General features: G+C 61.9%; 19 protein-coding genes. 5 read left to right on the top strand and 14 right to left on the bottom strand.

The features are described 5' to 3' along the window. Window positions 1-37: 37 nt before the first annotated feature. On the top strand, window positions 38-619 hold the full coding sequence (locus ACNAOT_RS05215) for a helix-turn-helix domain-containing protein (protein WP_420180283.1): 582 nt from the start codon (window positions 38-40) through the stop codon (window positions 617-619). Between the two features lie 2 nt (window positions 620-621). On the opposite strand, the gene ACNAOT_RS05210 is transcribed toward ACNAOT_RS05215, so the two are convergent. Further along, window positions 622-924, bottom strand: coding sequence for a helix-turn-helix domain-containing protein (locus ACNAOT_RS05210; protein ID WP_091465668.1), 303 nt, complete (start codon window positions 922-924; stop codon window positions 622-624). Between the two features lie 67 nt (window positions 925-991). Between ACNAOT_RS05210 and map the strand changes: the two genes are divergently transcribed. Beyond that, window positions 992-1771 carry a type I methionyl aminopeptidase gene (gene map, locus ACNAOT_RS05205; protein WP_420180282.1) on the top strand — a complete coding sequence of 260 codons (780 nt, stop codon included), beginning with the start codon at window positions 992-994 and terminating at the stop codon, window positions 1769-1771. On the opposite strand, the gene ACNAOT_RS05200 is transcribed toward map, so the two are convergent. Further along, window positions 1764-3254 carry an HNH endonuclease gene (locus ACNAOT_RS05200; RefSeq protein ID WP_420180281.1) on the bottom strand — a complete coding sequence of 497 codons (1491 nt, stop codon included), beginning with the start codon at window positions 3252-3254 and terminating at the stop codon, window positions 1764-1766. The genes map and ACNAOT_RS05200 overlap by 8 nt on opposite strands. Before the next feature lie 311 nt (window positions 3255-3565). On the opposite strand from ACNAOT_RS05200, the gene ACNAOT_RS05195 reads away from it, so the two are divergent. From ACNAOT_RS05195 to ACNAOT_RS05185, 3 genes are read left to right on the top strand one after another with little or no spacing between them, the layout of a single operon-like run. After that, window positions 3566-3697 carry a hypothetical protein gene (locus tag ACNAOT_RS05195; protein WP_420180280.1) on the top strand — a complete coding sequence of 44 codons (132 nt, stop codon included), beginning with the start codon at window positions 3566-3568 and terminating at the stop codon, window positions 3695-3697. Then, the gene (locus ACNAOT_RS05190; RefSeq protein WP_420180279.1) at window positions 3694-4719 is read left to right on the top strand and encodes an agmatine deiminase family protein; all 1026 of its coding nucleotides are present in this window, start codon (window positions 3694-3696) and stop codon (window positions 4717-4719) included. The genes ACNAOT_RS05195 and ACNAOT_RS05190 overlap by 4 nt, the downstream gene beginning before the upstream one ends. Window positions 4720-4731: 12 nt before the next feature. Beyond that, on the top strand, window positions 4732-6270 hold the full coding sequence (locus ACNAOT_RS05185) for an APC family permease (RefSeq protein WP_178996186.1): 1539 nt from the start codon (window positions 4732-4734) through the stop codon (window positions 6268-6270). 112 nt (window positions 6271-6382) lie between these two features. Here the strand turns inward: ACNAOT_RS05185 and ACNAOT_RS05180 are convergent, their stop codons facing one another. From ACNAOT_RS05180 to ACNAOT_RS05125, 12 genes are all read right to left on the bottom strand, one after another. Continuing rightward, entirely contained in the window at window positions 6383-6928 is a 546-nt protein-coding gene (locus tag ACNAOT_RS05180; RefSeq protein WP_091465661.1) for an AMIN-like domain-containing (lipo)protein, read from the bottom strand. A 216-nt stretch (window positions 6929-7144) separates the two neighbouring features. Then, the gene (locus ACNAOT_RS05175; protein ID WP_420180278.1) at window positions 7145-7447 is read right to left on the bottom strand and encodes a DUF4193 domain-containing protein; all 303 of its coding nucleotides are present in this window, start codon (window positions 7445-7447) and stop codon (window positions 7145-7147) included. Between the two features lie 126 nt (window positions 7448-7573). Then, window positions 7574-7789, bottom strand: coding sequence for a hypothetical protein (locus ACNAOT_RS05170; RefSeq protein ID WP_420180277.1), 216 nt, complete (start codon window positions 7787-7789; stop codon window positions 7574-7576). Between the two features lie 77 nt (window positions 7790-7866). Then, a complete protein-coding gene (gene lhgO, locus ACNAOT_RS05165; RefSeq protein WP_420180276.1) occupies window positions 7867-9087 on the bottom strand; it encodes an L-2-hydroxyglutarate oxidase in 1221 nt (406 codons plus the stop codon). Between the two features lie 128 nt (window positions 9088-9215). Beyond that, the gene (locus ACNAOT_RS05160; protein WP_420180275.1) at window positions 9216-9713 is read right to left on the bottom strand and encodes a DUF805 domain-containing protein; all 498 of its coding nucleotides are present in this window, start codon (window positions 9711-9713) and stop codon (window positions 9216-9218) included. Between the two features lie 169 nt (window positions 9714-9882). Continuing rightward, complete coding sequence (locus ACNAOT_RS05155) at window positions 9883-10353, bottom strand: DUF3237 domain-containing protein (RefSeq protein WP_420180274.1); 471 nt, start codon at window positions 10351-10353, stop codon at window positions 9883-9885. Next, window positions 10350-11900: an o-succinylbenzoate--CoA ligase gene (gene menE, locus ACNAOT_RS05150; protein WP_420180273.1), complete on the bottom strand. Its 1551-nt coding sequence runs from the start codon at window positions 11898-11900 to the stop codon at window positions 10350-10352. Before menE ends, ACNAOT_RS05155 begins: the two co-directional genes overlap by 4 nt. Window positions 11901-11912: 12 nt before the next feature. Further along, window positions 11913-13238, bottom strand: coding sequence for an MFS transporter (locus ACNAOT_RS05145; protein ID WP_420180272.1), 1326 nt, complete (start codon window positions 13236-13238; stop codon window positions 11913-11915). Between the two features lie 55 nt (window positions 13239-13293). Beyond that, the gene (locus tag ACNAOT_RS05140; RefSeq protein ID WP_420180271.1) at window positions 13294-13749 is read right to left on the bottom strand and encodes a MaoC family dehydratase; all 456 of its coding nucleotides are present in this window, start codon (window positions 13747-13749) and stop codon (window positions 13294-13296) included. A gap of 31 nt (window positions 13750-13780) precedes the next feature. Next, on the bottom strand, window positions 13781-14923 hold the full coding sequence (locus tag ACNAOT_RS05135) for an acyl-CoA dehydrogenase family protein (RefSeq protein ID WP_420181124.1): 1143 nt from the start codon (window positions 14921-14923) through the stop codon (window positions 13781-13783). An 82-nt stretch (window positions 14924-15005) separates the two neighbouring features. Further along, window positions 15006-15896 carry an amidohydrolase family protein gene (locus ACNAOT_RS05130; RefSeq protein WP_091465648.1) on the bottom strand — a complete coding sequence of 297 codons (891 nt, stop codon included), beginning with the start codon at window positions 15894-15896 and terminating at the stop codon, window positions 15006-15008. A gap of 2 nt (window positions 15897-15898) precedes the next feature. Further along, window positions 15899-16867 carry an SDR family NAD(P)-dependent oxidoreductase gene (locus tag ACNAOT_RS05125; RefSeq protein ID WP_420180270.1) on the bottom strand — a complete coding sequence of 323 codons (969 nt, stop codon included), beginning with the start codon at window positions 16865-16867 and terminating at the stop codon, window positions 15899-15901. Window positions 16868-16932 lie beyond the last annotated feature (65 nt).

The raw sequence follows: 16932 nt of genomic DNA, 5'->3' as shown, positions 1-16932 counted from the left end.
CAGCAAGGAAGTTTGCCAATATGGCAAAATGAAAGGCATGACTACCGATTTCAGCACAATGCTCGACGCCGTCGGCCCCCGGCTGCGTGCCATGCGGACCCAACGCAACGTGACCCTCGCGGAAGCCTCGGAAGGGACGGGCATATCTGTCAGTACGCTCTCAAGGCTTGAATCAGGCCAACGCAAGCCAACACTGGAACTCCTCCTTCCCATTGCCAGGTTGCATCAGGTGCCGCTGGAAGAATTGATTGACGCACCGGAAACGGGCGATCCCCGCATTCACCTCAAACCGCACGTTCACGAGTGGGGAACCGCACTTCCCCTGACCCGCCGCCCCGGCGGCATCCAGGCCTTCAAAATGGTGCTGAAGAGCGGAACCGGAAAAGAGGTTCCACAGCCCCAATCCCATGAGGGGTACGACTGGATGTACATCCTCAACGGCAACCTGCGGTTGGTGCTGGGCGAGAATGACTTTGTCCTGAAACCCGGTGAGGTTGCGGAATTTGATACGCGCACACCGCACTGGTTTGCCAGCGCCACCGCAGAACCAGTGGAGTTGCTAACCCTCTTCGGGCAGCAGGGTGAACGCCTTCATGTGCGGGCACGGCCCAAGCGCTGAGGCTACGAAGCCAACCATTCGCGGGCACTCCGACGCGAGCTGCCTGACTCAACACCGTGCTCGGGCAAGTTAATTTCTGCCCACACCTCATCGAGGGAGAGTCCGAGGACATCGGCAATGGCAGCAACGGTAGGGAAAGCCGGCGTCGCAACCCGGCCCGACTCTATCTTTCGGAGCGTCTCGGGCGAGACGCGGGCGTCGAGTGCCGTCTCCAGCATGGAGCGCTCACCCCGGGCGCGACGCAGAAGAGCACCGAGGCGCTGTCCACGCTCGGCCTCTGCGGGTGTAAGCGGCAACCTGACCATGGCTCCAATTGTAATACCGGGATAATATGGCCGGGATAGTTATTGGTTTTCACACGAGAGGCCCCGCATGATTGAGATCCTTAGCCGCACAGAGCTAGGCCGCGCGAAGGAGGCCGGCGCCCTGGTCGCCAACATTTTGCACACGCTAAAGGGCCGCACAACTGTAGGCACAAACCTCCTGGACATAGACCGGTGGGCAAAGAGCATGATCCTGGAAGCCGGGGCCGTCTCCTGCTACGTCGATTACGCTCCTTCCTTTGGACGCGGGCCATTCGGCCACTACATCTGCACGGGCGTCAACGACGCCGTCCTCCACGGATTGCCCACGGATTACAAACTGGCCGACGGCGACCTCCTGACCCTCGACCTGGCCGTTCTCAAGGACGGAATCGCAGCAGACTCGGCCATCAGCTTCATCGTGGGCGAGTCGAAGCCGGCGGAAAGTGTCGCGATGATCGAAGCAACCGAACGGGCATTGCGCGCGGGCATAGAGGCAGCCCGGCCCGGCGCCCGCATTGGGGACCTGTCCTACGCCATCGGCTCGGTCCTCAGCGAGGCTGGCTACCCTGTCAATACCGAGTTTGGAGGCCACGGCATTGGCTCCACCATGCACCAGGAGCCTCATGTGCCGAACATGGGACGCCCCGGCCGCGGTTACAAGCTGCGCCCCGGCTTGCTGCTCGCCCTGGAACCATGGGTCATGGCCGACACCGCCCAGCTCGTCACGGACGCCGACGGATGGACGCTCCGCAGCGCGACAGGATGCCGGACCGCTCACAGTGAGCACACCATCGCCATCACCAACGACGGAGCAGAGATCCTCACTCTGCCGACGCTCGTCAGTTAATTACCGACGGGCTTGAGCGTGCAGCTGGCGACGGGCTTGAGCGTGCAGCTGGCGACGGGCTTGGTCGTGCAGCAGGTTCGGGCAGCTCCGACGACGGCGCTGAGCCACGGAAGTAGCCTGGCAGGCTCGGCGCCTTGGAGCGATAGGTGTGCCCTGTGGGCGTGCGGAGTTCCAGAGTGTGCACATCTTCGGCAAGCGGCCTACTCTTCCAGCCGGGGTTTTCCTTGGTATGGTTGCACGCTTCGCAGAGCCCGGCGCCGTTCTCCATGGTGGTGGTTCCACCTGAACGCCAGGAGACGATGTGATCGATGTGGCGGATGGGCGCGTCGCAGTAAGGGGTTCGGCAGGTGTTGTCGCGGGTTTCGATGAAGCGCCGCATCCGACCAGGGAAGAGCCTTGCCTTGGAGTCCATGGTCAGGAGTTCTCCCGTGGCCGGCGCTGTGTAGAGCCGGCGAAGCCAGACCTGAAACTCCTCGGACTCGGTGGACTGCTCTTCACCAACCAAAGTTCTTGCCCATTCTCCGGGGACGATTCCGTAGCCCTTGAGCCGGGCCGGTTCGCTGTCGCCTTGGAACAGGGTGCGGTCAGTTATGACAAGGTCCAGGTTGATTCCTGAAATCCCGCCAGGTGTGCCCGTGACGCGTTCGACCAAGGTGTCGGCCATGACCTGATTACGGGTCCTGACAACCCCGCCAGACCCGGCAACCCCGCTAGACCCCGCGCCACCACCGGATCCGGCATCACCGCCGAAACGGCCCGAATCAGCAGCCCGGCAGAGAGCCGCGTAGACAGCCACGCCTTGGGCCACGGGCAGCAGGGCGGTCAGGTAGGTCATCGCGTCCTCCGCCGGGCGCAGGCTCACAGTACGCTCGGCTGCGGCACGGCTGGCACGCCCAGCCACCGACCGGGGATCCCGCCGATACGCCGCAGCTTTCGCCGCCGCAACGATCACATTATCCCCGGCACCATCGAAGATCCCGGTATCAGGGGCGAGCTCTTCATCCACCGCGCACCGGTCCTCAGCAGAGAGGCACGCGGTCTCCTTCACCAGCAGCGTGGCCCGCCACTCATTCAACTGGCCCGACTCCAACGCAGCCAAAGTCCGCGGCATCTCCATCACGAGGGCTTTAGCCAAACCCAGCAGCCGGGACCCGCGGTTCGGTGACTCCCTCCGGGCCAACGCGACCTGGGCACCCGACGCGTTGCCACGCTCGGACGCAGGGGCACCGGCCTCGGCTTGCTCGGCGCGCTGGGCGAGATCAAAAGCCACAGCCGCCCGGGCCTGCACGGCCACAATTGCCGATTTCAGGTTTTCCAGCCCGCGGATTTGGTCGATCAGCCCGGCGCTATCCGCCCCCAAGCGGACCGTGCTCAGGAGCGAGAGGAGATCGGAAACGCGGGGCCCATCCGGAGAGCCTCCAACGTCCGGAGCGCGACGAAGCGCGACTGCATCAATCGCTTCGCCCTCCCGCATTTGCTCCATACGCCCACTCTTCCAGCGAGCAAGAAGCACCATAAGGCGGCAATACTCCTATGTGGAAAACCAACCAGCCCTGAATTCAGCACATCAGAATCCAGCACCCCCCGAACCTCACCCTTATCCGTGTGACTCACCGCTGTGCGCGTCGTGCAGCGAACGAACGCGGGACCAGCCAGCCCACCCCCGTGCCGGGGAACGCACGCCGGTCACAAAAGAGCGGCCGCCACTCGCGTCTTGCGCTGAAGGGTGACTCCCGTCATACTAAATGAACGCTATTCATTTAGTGACAGTCGTCTCACGGAGTAAAGCCCCCCATGATTGAAATCAGACACCTGGAAGCCCCAACTTCCATCGCTACCCACCCAGCAACGCACGTCCGCCCGGTCGGGCTGGTCCATCCCAACGTCAATCCCGCCGCAGAACCAACCCAGGCAGCTACCGCGTGAGCGCCTGGCGCATGCCGTCGGAAACGGCTCCGCAGGACCGCGTCTGGATGGCCTTCCCCACGGGCGGATACACCCTGGGTGATACCGAAGAAGAGGCCCATGCAGCACGTTCTACTTGGGCAGCCGTGGCTAACGCCGTCATTGAATTCGAGCCCGTAACCATGGTGGTATCGCCTGACGACGTCGACACGGCTGCGCGCTATCTGGACCCTCGCGTCGAGGTAATAACCGCAGACCTCAACGATGCTTGGATGCGGGACATCGGACCGTCGTTCGTACTGGATTCCAACAAGCAACTGGGCGCGGTGGACTGGATCTTCAACGGCTGGGGCGCTCAGGACTGGGCGGAGTGGGACAAGGACTCGCTCATTGCCGAGGACATCAGCGGCCGCGCCTACGCCCGGCACCTCCCGTCGGGGATTGTCAACGAGGGCGGTGGCATTCAAGTTGACGGCGAAGGCACCGTCCTGGTCACTGAGACTGTGCAGCTCGATCAGGGTCGAAATCCCGGCCTGACCAAGGCAGACATCGAGCAGGAACTTGCCCGCACCATCGGCGCCACCCACGTGGTGTGGCTTCCTCGCGGCCTCACCCGTGACTCCGAAAAGTTCGGCACCCGCGGCCATGTGGACATCGTGGCCGCGATTCCGGCCCCGGGCACCCTTCTGGTCCATTCCCAGCAGAACCCCGAGCACCCCGATTACAAGGTCTCCCGCGAGATCATCGACTTCCTGCGCACCACCCATGACGCAGCCGGCCGGGACTGGAACATCATTGAAGTTCCCGCCCCGGAAACCCTTCGCGACGATGAGGGGTTTGTGGACTACAGCTACATCAACCACCTCGTGGTCAACGGCGGTGTTATCGCCTGCACTTTCAACGACCCAATGGACGAGAAAGCACTCCGCATTCTCGCCGACGCCTACCCCGGACGCCGCGTGGTCGGTGTCGACGCGCGCGAACTCTTCGCACGGGGCGGCGGTATCCACTGCATTACCCAGCAGCAGCCTTCGGCCATCTAGAAAGGGCCTCACATGAGCCAGACAATCCGCCGCAGCGGCAATGAAGCTGCAGAGTCGCACGACATTAGCGGCAAGGGACTGAAGACGGGGCAGTTGGGGCTCCTCGCCGTCGTCGTTCTTGGCATTTCAACCATCGCCCCGGCGTACACGCTGACCGGCGCCCTGGGTCCAACCGTCAATGAAGTCGGGCTCCAGTTGCCCGTCATTTTCCTGATCGGGTTCATCCCGATGATCCTCGTGTCGCTGGCTTACCGGGAGCTCAACGCAGACTCCCCGGACAGCGGTACCACCTTCACGTGGGTCACCAAGGCCTTTGGTCCGTGGGTGGGCTGGATGGGTGGTTGGGGTTTGCTCGCAGCCAACATCATTGTCCTGTCCAACCTGGCCGGCGTCGCCGTGGACTTCTTCTACCTGTTCCTGGCACAGGCCACGGGCTCACCCGAGCTCGCCGACCTGGCCTCAAACAAGTTGCTCAACGTTGCCACATGCTTCGTTTTCGTGGCGCTTGCCGTCTGGGTGAGCTACCGCGGACTGCACACCACCAAGATCGTCCAGTACGGCCTGGTGGGATTCCAGTTGCTGGTACTCGGAATGTTCGTCGCCATGGCGTTCGCCAACTGGTCCACGTCCGAAACCGCTGTTCCGTTCAGCTGGGACTGGTTCGACGTCACCAAGATCGAAACCTTCGGCCAGATCGCGGCCGGCATCTCGTTGTCGATCTTTGTCTATTGGGGCTGGGACGTCTGCCTCACGGTCAACGAGGAAACCGCCAACGGCAAGAAAACCGCCGGTCTCGCCGGAACCCTGACGGCCGTGATCGTCCTGGGCATCTACCTCCTGGTCACTATCGCGACGTTGATGTTCGCAGGAGTCGGAGACACCGGAATCGGCCTGAACAACGAGGAAAACCACGCCAACGTCTTCACTGCACTCGCGTCACCGGTCATGGGTCCGTTCGCGATCCTCATGTCCCTCGCAGTACTCTCCAGCTCTGCGGCATCCCTGCAGTCCACGTTCACCTCGCCTTCGCGCAGCCTTTTGGCGATGGCGCACTACGGCGCCCTGCCGGAGCGCTTCAGCCACATGAGCAAGAAGTTCTCGACGCCGGGCTTCGCCACCATTGCGGCCGGCGTCCTGTCCGCGGGCTTCTACGCGGTGATGCACGTGATCAGCGAGAACGTCCTGAACGACACCATCCTGGCCTTGGGCCTGATGATCTGCTTCTACTACGGACTCACGGCCATCGCCTGCGTCTGGTACTTCCGAAACAGCGTGTTCTCCAGCGCCAGGAACTTCTTCCTGCGGCTTGTATGCCCGCTGATCGGTGGCGTAGGCCTGTTCGTGGTGTTCCTGCAGACCGCCGTGGACAGCTGGGCTCCTGAGTTTGGCAGTGGTTCGGAGGTCTTCGGAGTGGGGCTCGTCTTTGTCCTGGGCATCGGGATCCTGGCCTTGGGTGCCGTGGTCATGCTGATCATGTCCCGCGTTCGGCCCGGATTCTTCCGCGGCGAGACCATCCGGAAGGATACGCCGGCCCTGGTAGTTCCGGAATAACCGCGGCCCGAGTTCGCCTTCCACCGAGTTCGCAGGAAGGCGGCGAGTTCGCAGGGAAGTTTCCCGCGAACTCGCCGCTTTCCCGTGTGTTGGGGAGTAGCCGCAGCGCTTCCTACCAGCGGTGGGCGACGTCCACTACCAGGCGAGACCCGCCGTCGGGTCCGTCCAAGGTGAACACCCGGAACGGAAGCCGGGCCCGGACGCCCAGTCCGATGCTCGTGGTGCCCTCAAAACTGCCCGCAAAAACCACCTGCCGGAACGTCTGGTACCCGGAAACGTTGGACAGTTCGGCCTTGGCTGCCGGTTCGTAGGTCGGCTGGCTGTACTGGTTGTATGACGGCGCCGTCACCATCACTTGAAGATCAGCATCCCCCAGCACCGGGATGGGGTAGCCAGTGGCATCCTGGGTCACCACCGGGACGTACTGAACCACGAAACCGGCCACCTTGCCGGTCATATCAATCACCAGACGGTCGTAGCAGGGCTGCTGACCAGTGCGAACGCCAGTGACATGGGCGGAGCTCCAGTCGAGATCGGCCTTGGCCATGGAACCCCACGAGATACCGCAGTATGTTGCTGCCGAGGCTGGCCCCGGCGCCACCAGACCGAGCCCTGCAGCTGCCAGGACCGCTGCCAGACCCGCTCCAAATTTCCTCATTTTTTGTGCCCCCTTCAGGCGAAGTTGATACTTCAACAGTAGGAGTGCGCAGGGGGCTTTGGATGGGTTGTGGCCGCTTCGGCGCGCAACCGTTAAACGGGGGCCAGTGTGATCACAAGAGGGTCATTGACAGGCAGTTTTGTGGGTGTTTAGTGGGCGCTCGGGGGCTCTTCGGGCACGTGTTCGTAACCCAAGATAACGAGACCCGGGCGTTACTTAGCCTTCACAGTCCTGGCAGTACTTGAGACCGTTCTTTTCCAGCGCAATCTGGGACCTGTGGCGGACCAGGAAGCAGGAACCACACGTGAATTCGTCAGACTGCTCCGGGACCACAATGACGGTCAGCTCTTCACCGGAAAGATCGGCGCCGGGAAGGTCGATTCCTTCAGCGGTATCGTTTTCCTCGACGTCGATGACCGCAGTCTGTGCAGTGTTCCCACGTGATGCCTGAAGGGCCTCAAGGGATTCAGCGGGAGACTCTTCTTCTGTCTTGCGCGGGGCATCGTAATCAGTAGCCATTGAGGGTTCGCTTTCGTTGCTGCATAGTGCCTATCTCGGCACCTCAGTGAAGCAGTTTAGGGCATGTTACACGCGATAAACGAATGGTGTGCCCAACGCGACATTTTGCAGCTTTCCGTGCAGCTTCTAGGACCCTGTGCCCACCCTCGCGGCGTTCGCTTGGATGGCCTGCGCACTCGCCACTGTGACACCGCTGAGGGCCGGGAGCCACACCAAATTACTCATGTACTCAGGCCCCTCAGCGTCCTCCTCGACCCTGCAATCCAGGACGTAGGCTGCCTCGATCCAGGCCGCGATGGTGGTACCGACTGTGGAGGCAAACGAGGCCAGTGATCCGATCATGCGCCAACGGTAGCCACCCCGGGTTTGGGGGCAGTTTCCAGTTGGTCACGAGCTTGTTAACTGTCCGGCAGCACGGTTTATCGGTCCTGCAAAGCCTGTTCCACGATGTACTCCGCTATGGCCATGGACGAAGTAGCCCCCGGGGACGGTGCGTTGCGTACCAAAACTGTGTCCCGTCGTCGTGTAATCACAAAGTCGTCCAGCAACGAACCGTCTTCGTTCATGGCCTGCGCGCGGACGCCGCGGGTGCCGGGAAGAATGGTGGCACCCTCGAGTGAGGGTACAAAGCGCATGGCCTCCCGGATGAACTTTTTCTTGCTCACTACGGTCTGGAATTCACGAACAGCTGAGGGCACATTTTGCCGGGCAAAGTTCCAGAATCCCGGAAAGAGAGTGTAATTCAGGACGTCGCGGACATTAATTTCGCTCCACGTATAGGACTCTCGGCCAAAGGAGATAAACGCATTGGGGCCCAGCATCATTTCACCGTCGATGCGTTTTGTGAGGTGCACTCCCAGGAACGGATGCTTGGGATCGGGTACCGGGTAAATAAGGCCGCGCACTTGATCCCGCGCTTCCTTGCCCAAGAGGAAATACTGCCCGAAGAACGGTACGATCCGTGGCGTTGCCGCCTCGCCGGCCGCCTCGGCCAAGCGGTCCGACTGGAGACCTGCGCAGGCCACGACGAGGTCATAATGTTCGCCGCCGTCCTTGGTGGTGACCACCACGCCGCTGCCCTGTTGCTCGAGCGCTATCACTTCCTGCCCCAGGCGGATGGTCCCGCCCGAGCTGCGGACGTCCTCGGCGAGCGCGTTGGTGATGGCCGTGTAGTCAACGATCGCCGTTTCCGGCGAGTGCAAAGCGGAAAGCCCGACGGCGTTCGGCTCCACCTCGCGTATCTGCTCGCCATGCAGCATCCGTGCGCCGGGAACGCCGTTGGCTGTGGCGCGGGCGAAGATGTTGCCCAAGCGATCCGATTCCCCGGGTGTTTGGGCGATGACCAGCTTCCCGCATGCTTCGTAGGGCAGGTTCTTCATGGCGCAGAATTCCTGCAGCAGCTCCACTCCCCTGCGGCACAGCTTTGCTTTCAGCCCGCCGGGTTCGTAATAGAGGCCTGCGTGGACCACGCCCGAGTTGTGCCCGGTTTGGTGTGCGGCGAGCCGGTCTTCCTTTTCGTAGACGGTGACCTGGGCGTCGTCTAGTTTGTTGGCAAGTTCCCTCGCCACCGCAACACCGATGATGCCGCCACCCACCACGGCGCAACGCTTGATGGTCCTCATCTGTGGAGGGTTGGACATGGCACTCCTCGTCTTTGGGGTCGGTCCGTGTCACTCACAGCATTTCACAGCGCGTGGCGCGGGCCCGGAGATGGCACGCAAAAGGGGCGGCACTGGAAGTGCCACCCCTTTTTTTGATGCGTGAAGGACTAGGCAGCCGCGGGCTTGTCGAAACGCTGACCGGCCGGGTTGGACGGCAGGAGCGAGAGGACGAATACTGCGAGGACGCCAAGGAACGGCACCAGGACAAGCAGGGCAAGCCAGCCAGTGAAGTTGCCATCATGCAGGCGGCGAACCAGCAGCGCGAGGGAAGGGACGAGTGTTGCCAGGCCCCAGATGCCGAGGATGACGTAGAACGCAATGGCTCCGCCGCCGAGAGTGACAACGCCGGAATCGCTGACGGTTGCTCCTGCTGAGCCGACGACTGTTGCGAGGGTGTTGAGGATGGTGGTTACGATGGCGGAAACCAAGGTCCACCACCAGTATTCGCTGCGGCTCGCACGGCCGGAGAAGTCGGCGTACTTCTTGAAGAAACGCTTTACAGCGGCGCCAATCGGGGCACCGTAGTAAGGGGCCCACAGCGGCGGCTCGCCGGTCTGTGCGCCGTACTGTTGGGTCTGTTGCGGTTGTTGCGGGTAAGTGCTCATTTTTATATCCCCCGGGTTAGGTGTGAGTTGTGACGAAGCGTCTTACTCAGAGTGAGTCGTGCTTATCGTAATGCCCCAACAGCGAATTAGGCAGTTCGATGGAGGAAATTAACCCGGATTTAGCTTGGTAACGGAATATTTCGTTGGCTGAACAGTATCTTCCATTGCTCTAGCCGACTGCGAAGACGTCGATTTCCACTGCGTCCGGGCGGCGGCGCCCCGTTCCCACCGCGATCGTGTGATTCAGCCAGGCCCACTCCGGCGCGGCAGTGGAAAACCGCGGGGTGCACCGGAAGTAGATCAGTCCAGGGTCCACATCTTCTCCCCTATTAAGCCGGGCAATGTCCTCCGCGGCCCCGTGGCGGAGAGCCAGGTTGTGCACGTAAACCACGGCTCCACCATCGAGCTCCAGGGCGTACCTGGCATCCAGCTCCGTCAGTTCAGAACTTCGGAGAATTTGGTAGTCAGCGCCCGCCGGCATTACACGCCCTTGTAACTGTGGCCCGGTTACTGTGCCCCCAATAATGGGCACGATCCGCCGGTGTCCTTCCGGAGTAATACCGGCATCAATGGGTTCGCCTACGTCGACTCTCAAGGTGGTAAGGAACGTCAAGGCGGGCGGCTGCGGAATGGTCCTCACCGGGCGTATTGCTGTCGAAGGTCCGTCTTCCGGATTTTCCCGCTGGCGGTTCGCGGCATTTCCTCGACGAACACCACCGACTTGGGAATCTTGTACCGCGCCAGCCGGCCCTCAAGATGCGAGCGCAGTTGCTCCTCGGTCAGGGATTCGCCGTCCCGCAAAGTGACGATCGCCCGGGGCACTTCTCCCCATTTCTCGTCATCAACTCCGATCACGGCTACGCTCCCCACAGCGGGCAGCTCCGCAATGGCAGCCTCCACCTCGGCCGGGTAAATGTTCTCGCCACCGGAAATGATCATGTCTTTCATGCGGTCCGAGACGAACAGGAAACCTTCGTCATCCTGGTAGCCCATGTCGCCGGAGCGGAACCACGATGAACCGGAATAGCTTTCACCCGTGGCTTCTGGCCGGTTCCAGTACTCCTTGATCACGTTGGGTCCGGAGATTTGGATCTCGCCCACCTCACCGAGGCCGGCAACGCCGCCCAGTGGATCGGCTATCCGCACGTCCGTAAAGAAGTGTGGAAGCCCGGCAGACCCAGCCTTCTCCTTGGATGCGGAGACCGGCAACATGGTGGCCCCGGGTGCGGTTTCAGTCATGCCGTAGCAGCTGGTGAATCCGATGCCGCGCTGCTCGTACGCGTCCAGCACTCTCTGCGGAACCGCGGAGCCGCCGCAGGTGAGCTTGTCCAGTGATGTAAGGTCCGCCGTCGACCACCAGGGATGGTCACAGAGCATCTGGAACGTGGTTGGGACGCCGTTGAGCGTGGTGACCTTGTGCTGCCCCACCAGTTCCAGTACGCGGCCGGCGTCGAACTTGGATTCAAGCACCACCGTTGCGCCCTTGAGCAGCATCGGAAGCAGGCCCATGTCCAGGGACGCCACGTGGAACAGCGGCGAAATCATGAGCGCCACATCGTTACGGTTCAGGTCCATGTCCACCACCGTGTTGATGCAGTTCCAGGTGATGTTGCCGTGCGTAAGGAGCGCCCCCTTGGGCTTGCCGGTGGTGCCTGAGGTGTAGAGAATCATGGCGGCGTCGTCCAGCGTTACGGCTTCATCCAGCGGCGCCGCAGATGCGGCGTCAAGCACCTCGCCATAGTGCTCGACGCCGGATGGCAGCTTGAGAGCGGACGCCTCAGTAACGTCGTCGGACGCGACCACAAGACGGTGGGTTATCTCTGTGTCGAGGGAGGATGCGGCGGCGGCAACCTCCAAAGATGCTGAACTGACCATGAGCCGCGCGCCTGAGTCCTGCAGTTGAAACTGCAGCTCAGGGGCCGCCAACCGGGTGTTGAGCGGGACGAAGATGGCGCCCAGCAGTCCGCAGGCGAAGAACGTCTCCACAAAAGATGGGTGATTCTCGCCGAGGTAAGCCACTCTGTCCCCCTTGGCCACTCCCCTGTCCTTGAGGGCGTGGGCCAAACGGTCGGTCCTGTCTGCGAGGTCCGCGTAGCTCAAAGTCTTCCCACCGGAAATGACAGCCGTTTTGGTCCCGGACTTGATCCGGCGCCGGTGCAGCCAGGATCCAACTCCGTTGTTGTCCATGGTGCCGTACTCCTAACTGACCGTAGAGAGGTCGTTGTTCTTAGACTCCCGCGTCAGCAGGATGAAGACAATCGATACCAGCGACATGACGGACAGGAACACCACCACCGGGACGATGCTCTGGCCGGCGTCCTTGTAGAGTCCGGCAACGATTCCCGGGGTGAAACCAGCACCGATCAGCGTCGCCAACTGGTAACCGACGGCAGCACCGGTATAGCGGTTAGTGGTGCCGAATTGCTCGGAAACGAACGCTGCCAGCGGTCCGTAGAGGGAAGAATGCAGGATCAGCGCCACCGTGAAGGCCAGGAAGACCAAGGCGATGCTGCCGGAGCTGAGCATCCCGAACATCGGGAACAGGTAAAGGATGAACAATGCCAGGCCGGTGACCATGACGGGACGGCGTCCGAAGCGATCAGAGAGCCTGCCACCCAGCAGGACGAACAGGATGGAGATGGCCGAGGCGCCTGCAAAGGCATAGAGCACGCCTTGCTGGGGTGCGCCCTTTGATACTGCATAGGTCACTGAGAACGTGGGCAGCACTACCTGCAGGCCGAATCCGGCGGCACCGGCAAACATGATCATGATGAGCGCCTTGGGACGCTTCAGCACTTCCAGCAGCGGGATCTTGCGTTTGATACCTTGTGCGCTTTCCTTGGCGACGGCTTCGGCGAAGATGGGGCTCTCGGAAACCCGCAGCCTCACGAACATGCCCACGATCAAGAGCACGAAGGACAACAGGAACGGCACTCGCCAACCCCAGGCAAGGAACGCGTCCTGGGGAAGGGCCGAGAAGATGCCCATGACCAGGGTGCCGAGAACTGCGCCTGTCGGGGCACCGGCGTTCACGAACGACGCCGCGAAACCGCGCCGCTTGGGATCCGAATGCTCCAAAGCCATGAGTGCGGCCCCACCCCATTCACCGCCGACGGCGATTCCCTGGCAGACGCGCAGGACCACCAGAATCACGGCACCCCAAGGACCGATGACGCTGGCTCCAGGAATCAGGCCAATCAACGTGGAGGCAATACCCATCATCGCCATGGAGATGATGAGCATGCCCTTGCGGCCGATTCTGTCGCCGAAGTGCCCGAAGATGATGCCACCCAAAGGGCGGGCAACATAGCCGGCAGCGAACGTGGCATATGCGGCCACTACGCCCACCCACTCATCAGTACCGGCGAAAAACACCTTGGGGAAGGCAACCGCTGCAGCCGTTGCGTACAGCAGGAAGTCGTAGAACTCTATGGTGCTGCCCAGATAGCTGGACATGATGACCGTGCGCGCCTCTTTGCGCTTTGCGGCTGTGCTCGTCGGTGCGAGCGCAGTGTGTCCTGACATGGCTGTTCCTTGGGAGAGGAGGGAAGGAAATGATTCTTACTTGTAGAAACGGTTCCTACTTGTAGAAACGGGCGAGGAATTCGGCGACGACAGCGGGCCGCTCCTGGCCTTCGATTTCGATGGTGGCGTTGACCTTGATCTGGGCGCCGCCTTTGACTTCAGTGACTTCGGCGATGGAGCCCTGCATACGGACTTTGGAGCCGACTTTCACCGGGGAGGTGAAGCGGACTTTGTCCAGGCCGTAGTTGACCTTGGTGGTCACGCCTTCGACGTCGAACAGCTCGCCCCAGAACGGGATGATGAGGGACAGGGTGAGGAAGCCATGTGCGATAGGGGCTCCAAAGGGGCCGTCCTTGGCGCGTTCAGGATCGGTGTGGATCCACTGCTGGTCATCCGTGGCATCGGCGAACAGGTTGATCTGCTGCTGGGTGATCTCACGGTAATCGGTGGCGCCAAGGTCCTTGCCGGACATGGTGAGCAGGGTGTCGAAATCGACGACGAGATTGGGCATCTTTGCCTCCTGTGTTGTTATTTGAAGAGATTTAGCTTGTAAAAGCACTGGCCCCGGTGAGGGCGCGGCCGATGATGAGGGCGTTGATCTCGTGGGTGCCCTCGTAGGAATAGACGGCTTCCGCATCGGCATGGAAACGCGCGACGTCGGCGGCCAGGGTGATGCCGTTGCCGCCGACGACTTCGCGGGCAAGGGCGACGGTTTCGCGCATCAGCAGGGACGTCTGCATTTTGGCCAGGGCCGAGTCCTGGTCCCTGTAGATGCCCCAGCCCTGCTGCTCGGTGAGCCTAACCACCAGCGAGAGTGACGCAGTGACGTTTCCAAGCATCCGTGCCAGCTTTTCCTGCACCAGTTGGAAGGAACCCAGGGAGCGGCCGAACTGCTGGCGTTCTTTGACGTACGCCAAAGCAGACTCGAACGCGCCTGCTTGGATACCGGTGGCGATCCACGCAACGTCGGAGCGCATCGCCCGCAGCATCGCGGCGACGTCCTTGAACGAATTCACGTTCTGCAAGCGCATGGCCTCGGGAACCCGCACTGTCGTGAGGGTGATGTGGGCATTCTGCATCATTCGCAGCGAGGTCTTCCCTTGGATTTTTTCCAGAGAGACGCCCGCAGCAGTTCGGTCCACGAGGAACGCCTTCACCTGTCCGTCGGCAACGTCGCGGGCGAACACGCACAAGACGTCCGCGGAGGAAGCACCTCCGATCCACCGCTTCGCACCGTGTAGAACCCAGCTACCGCCGTCGGAATCTTTCTCAAAGCAAGCGGTGGTAGATAGTCCGCCGGCGATGTCCGAACCATGCTCCGGTTCGGTGAGGGAGAAGACGCCCTTGAGCGAGAAGTCGATGACCTGGGGCATCCACTCCTTTTGCTGTGCCTCGGAGGCGCCCACCCGGATCGCAGTCCGGAACAGGCCCGCCTGGGCGGTGTACCACGTGGCCAAGGACGCGTCCGTACGGGCCAGTTCGAAGATCCGGAAGCCGTGGTAAATCCCCCTTGCGGGTGCCTCGACGGTAAGGTCGGCCGGTTCCATCAAGTCAAGGTCGATCAAAGGTTGCGCAAGTTGTTCCGGGAACTCGCCACGCTCCCAGTACTCGGCCAGCAAAGGTTTCGCCTGGGTGTCAAGGAAGTTCCGGAGCCGGCCAAGAACTTGGCGTTCCCCGGTGGTCATCAGCGCTTCGGCGTCGTACCAGTCCGCTACGGAGTACAGTCGCTGATCCACGCTGGCCACCGCGCTCGCCGTGGTGGTCACTTCAACCACCCAGCCCGAGTAGCCGGACGGCGTTGTCCTTGAGGATCTTGGGCCGCACTTCGTCCTTCAGTGGCAGGTCAGCGAACGCACCCAGCCACTTCTGCGGCGTGATCAGCGGGAAGTCCGTTCCGAACAGCACTTTGTCCTGCAGCACCGAATTGGATAGACGAACCAGCGACTCCGGGAAGTACTTGGGCGACCATCCGGACAGGTCAATGAAGACGTTGGATTTGTGCGTCGCGATGGAGTTCGCTTCGTCCTGCCACGGTACAGAAGGGTGGGCCATGATGATCTGCAGCCCAGGGAAGTCAGCGGCCACGGCGTCCAGTAACAACGGGTTTGAGTAAGCCAGCTTGATCCCATATCCGCCCGGAAGACCGGCGCCCATACCGTTCTGGCCTGTGTGGAAGATACACGGAAGTCCCAGTTCCTGGAGGGTTTCCCACAGTGGATAGAACGTCTCGTTGGAGGGGTCGAAACCCTGCAGCGACGGGTGGAACTTGAACCCACGGGCACCGAGCTCCACGGCCTGGTGCTTCGCCCCGGCGATCGCTTCCTCGCCCGTGCGGGGATCCACACTGCCGAACGGGATCAGCACATCGTTGTTCCGGGCAGCCCCGGCAATCAGTTCCGGAATGCTGTTCGGTTCGTGCTTGAGCTGGGTCCGGGCGTCAACAGTGAAGACGACGGCGGCCATGTTCAGCTCGCGGTACACCTCGGCGATCCGGTCCAGCGACGGCGTTCGATCTTCGGCTTTGAAATACTTTGCCGAAGCCTCGGTCAGGGCCTCAGGGAGTGAGCCATGACCACAGCTGTCCACTTCGAGGTGGACGTGCATGTCGATCGCATCGAGCGCGGAAGCATCGATGCCCAGTTCGTAGCGGTCGGCCATGATCAGCGTGCCTGGGCTGCTTCCGGCTTAGCCGCTTCAGGCCTAGCCGGTTCGGGCTGCAGGTCCTCGGGAAGCGGCAGGAAGTCCTCACCGAAGCTTTGCAAAGCACTCGCACCGAACAGTGATCCGGCGCTTTCCTTCAGTGCCTCGTAGCTCCAGCCGCCCTCACGGTATTCGGTGCTCGCCGCCGTCGGGTGCGTCCAAACCTGCAGCCGGTCACCGCCGGTACCGATCGCCTGGCCGGTGATCCCGCCAGCTGCATCTGAGGCAAGGAACGCGATCAGCCCGGCGACGTCGTCGGCCGTTCCAAAACCGAGGTCGTGACGGAAGAAGGACGGCATCGCCTCACCTCGTTCCTCCGCCTCAACAGCCTTCTGGAAGTACGGAACAGTCTTGGTCATGGCCGTAGCGGCCACCGGGATCACGGAGTTGACGGTCACGCCAGCCTTTTTCATCTCCAGCGCCCATGTCCGAACCATGCCCACAATCCCGGCCTTTGCTGCAGCGTAGTTTGTCTGCCCGAAGTTGCCGCGCTGGCCGGTCGGCGAACCGATGGTGATGATCCGGCCGGCGATGTTGTTTTCCTTGAAGTACGCGAAGGCCTCACGGACGCACGTGAACGTGCCCTTCAAGTGCACGTTGATGACCAGGTCAAAGTCCTCATCGGTCATCTTCAGCAGGCTCTTGTCCCGCAGGATCCCGGCGTTCGTTACCAGAATGTCCAAGCGGCCAAACGCTGCAACAGCGCCGGCCACCAAAGCCTTCGCAGCATCCGTGCTCCCCACCGGAACCACCACGGCGGTGGCCCGGCCGCCGTCGGCCTCAATCAGTGCAACAGCCTGTGCGGCGGTCTCAGCGTTCACGTCGTTGATCACGACGGCGGCACCCTGGCGGGCGAGCTCCCTCGCGTAAGCGAGTCCAAGACCCTGTCCACTTCCAGTGACGATTGCAACCTTGCCGTTCAAGCTCATGGCGTGCTCCTTCGCATGCAGTAACCGGCTGGAGCCGGTGAGGCCGATCCCACTGCGTCGTGAGA

Source organism: Paenarthrobacter sp. TA1.8 (assembly GCF_048595705.1).
In the GTDB taxonomy this organism is placed as follows: domain Bacteria; phylum Actinomycetota; class Actinomycetes; order Actinomycetales; family Micrococcaceae; genus Arthrobacter; species Arthrobacter nitroguajacolicus.
This window is presented reverse-complemented; position numbering and strand designations above follow the sequence as displayed.

Excerpts from the sequence above, each read along its gene's own strand:
- ACNAOT_RS05210 (WP_091465668.1), bottom strand. The coding sequence starts at position 924 with ATGGTCAGGTTGCCGCTTACACCCGCAGAGGCCGAGCGTGGACAGCGC.
- ACNAOT_RS05135 (WP_420181124.1), bottom strand. The coding sequence starts at position 14,923 with ATGACCACCGGGGAACGCCAAGTTCTTGGCCGGCTCCGGAACTTCCTT.
- lhgO (WP_420180276.1), bottom strand. The coding sequence starts at position 9,087 with ATGTCCAACCCTCCACAGATGAGGACCATCAAGCGTTGCGCCGTGGTG.
- ACNAOT_RS05185 (WP_178996186.1), top strand. The coding sequence starts at position 4,732 with ATGAGCCAGACAATCCGCCGCAGCGGCAATGAAGCTGCAGAGTCGCAC.
- ACNAOT_RS05130 (WP_091465648.1), bottom strand. The coding sequence starts at position 15,896 with ATGGCCGACCGCTACGAACTGGGCATCGATGCTTCCGCGCTCGATGCG.
- ACNAOT_RS05140 (WP_420180271.1), bottom strand. The coding sequence starts at position 13,749 with ATGCCCAATCTCGTCGTCGATTTCGACACCCTGCTCACCATGTCCGGC.
- ACNAOT_RS05145 (WP_420180272.1), bottom strand. The coding sequence starts at position 13,238 with ATGTCAGGACACACTGCGCTCGCACCGACGAGCACAGCCGCAAAGCGC.
- menE (WP_420180273.1), bottom strand. The coding sequence starts at position 11,900 with ATGGACAACAACGGAGTTGGATCCTGGCTGCACCGGCGCCGGATCAAG.
- ACNAOT_RS05200 (WP_420180281.1), bottom strand. The coding sequence starts at position 3,254 with ATGGAGCAAATGCGGGAGGGCGAAGCGATTGATGCAGTCGCGCTTCGT.
- ACNAOT_RS05125 (WP_420180270.1), bottom strand. The coding sequence starts at position 16,867 with ATGAGCTTGAACGGCAAGGTTGCAATCGTCACTGGAAGTGGACAGGGT.
- map (WP_420180282.1), top strand. The coding sequence starts at position 992 with ATGATTGAGATCCTTAGCCGCACAGAGCTAGGCCGCGCGAAGGAGGCC.
- ACNAOT_RS05175 (WP_420180278.1), bottom strand. The coding sequence starts at position 7,447 with ATGGCTACTGATTACGATGCCCCGCGCAAGACAGAAGAAGAGTCTCCC.
- ACNAOT_RS05180 (WP_091465661.1), bottom strand. The coding sequence starts at position 6,928 with ATGAGGAAATTTGGAGCGGGTCTGGCAGCGGTCCTGGCAGCTGCAGGG.
- ACNAOT_RS05215 (WP_420180283.1), top strand. The coding sequence starts at position 38 with ATGACTACCGATTTCAGCACAATGCTCGACGCCGTCGGCCCCCGGCTG.
- ACNAOT_RS05170 (WP_420180277.1), bottom strand. The coding sequence starts at position 7,789 with ATGATCGGATCACTGGCCTCGTTTGCCTCCACAGTCGGTACCACCATC.
- ACNAOT_RS05195 (WP_420180280.1), top strand. The coding sequence starts at position 3,566 with ATGATTGAAATCAGACACCTGGAAGCCCCAACTTCCATCGCTACCCAC.
- ACNAOT_RS05160 (WP_420180275.1), bottom strand. The coding sequence starts at position 9,713 with ATGAGCACTTACCCGCAACAACCGCAACAGACCCAACAGTACGGCGCA.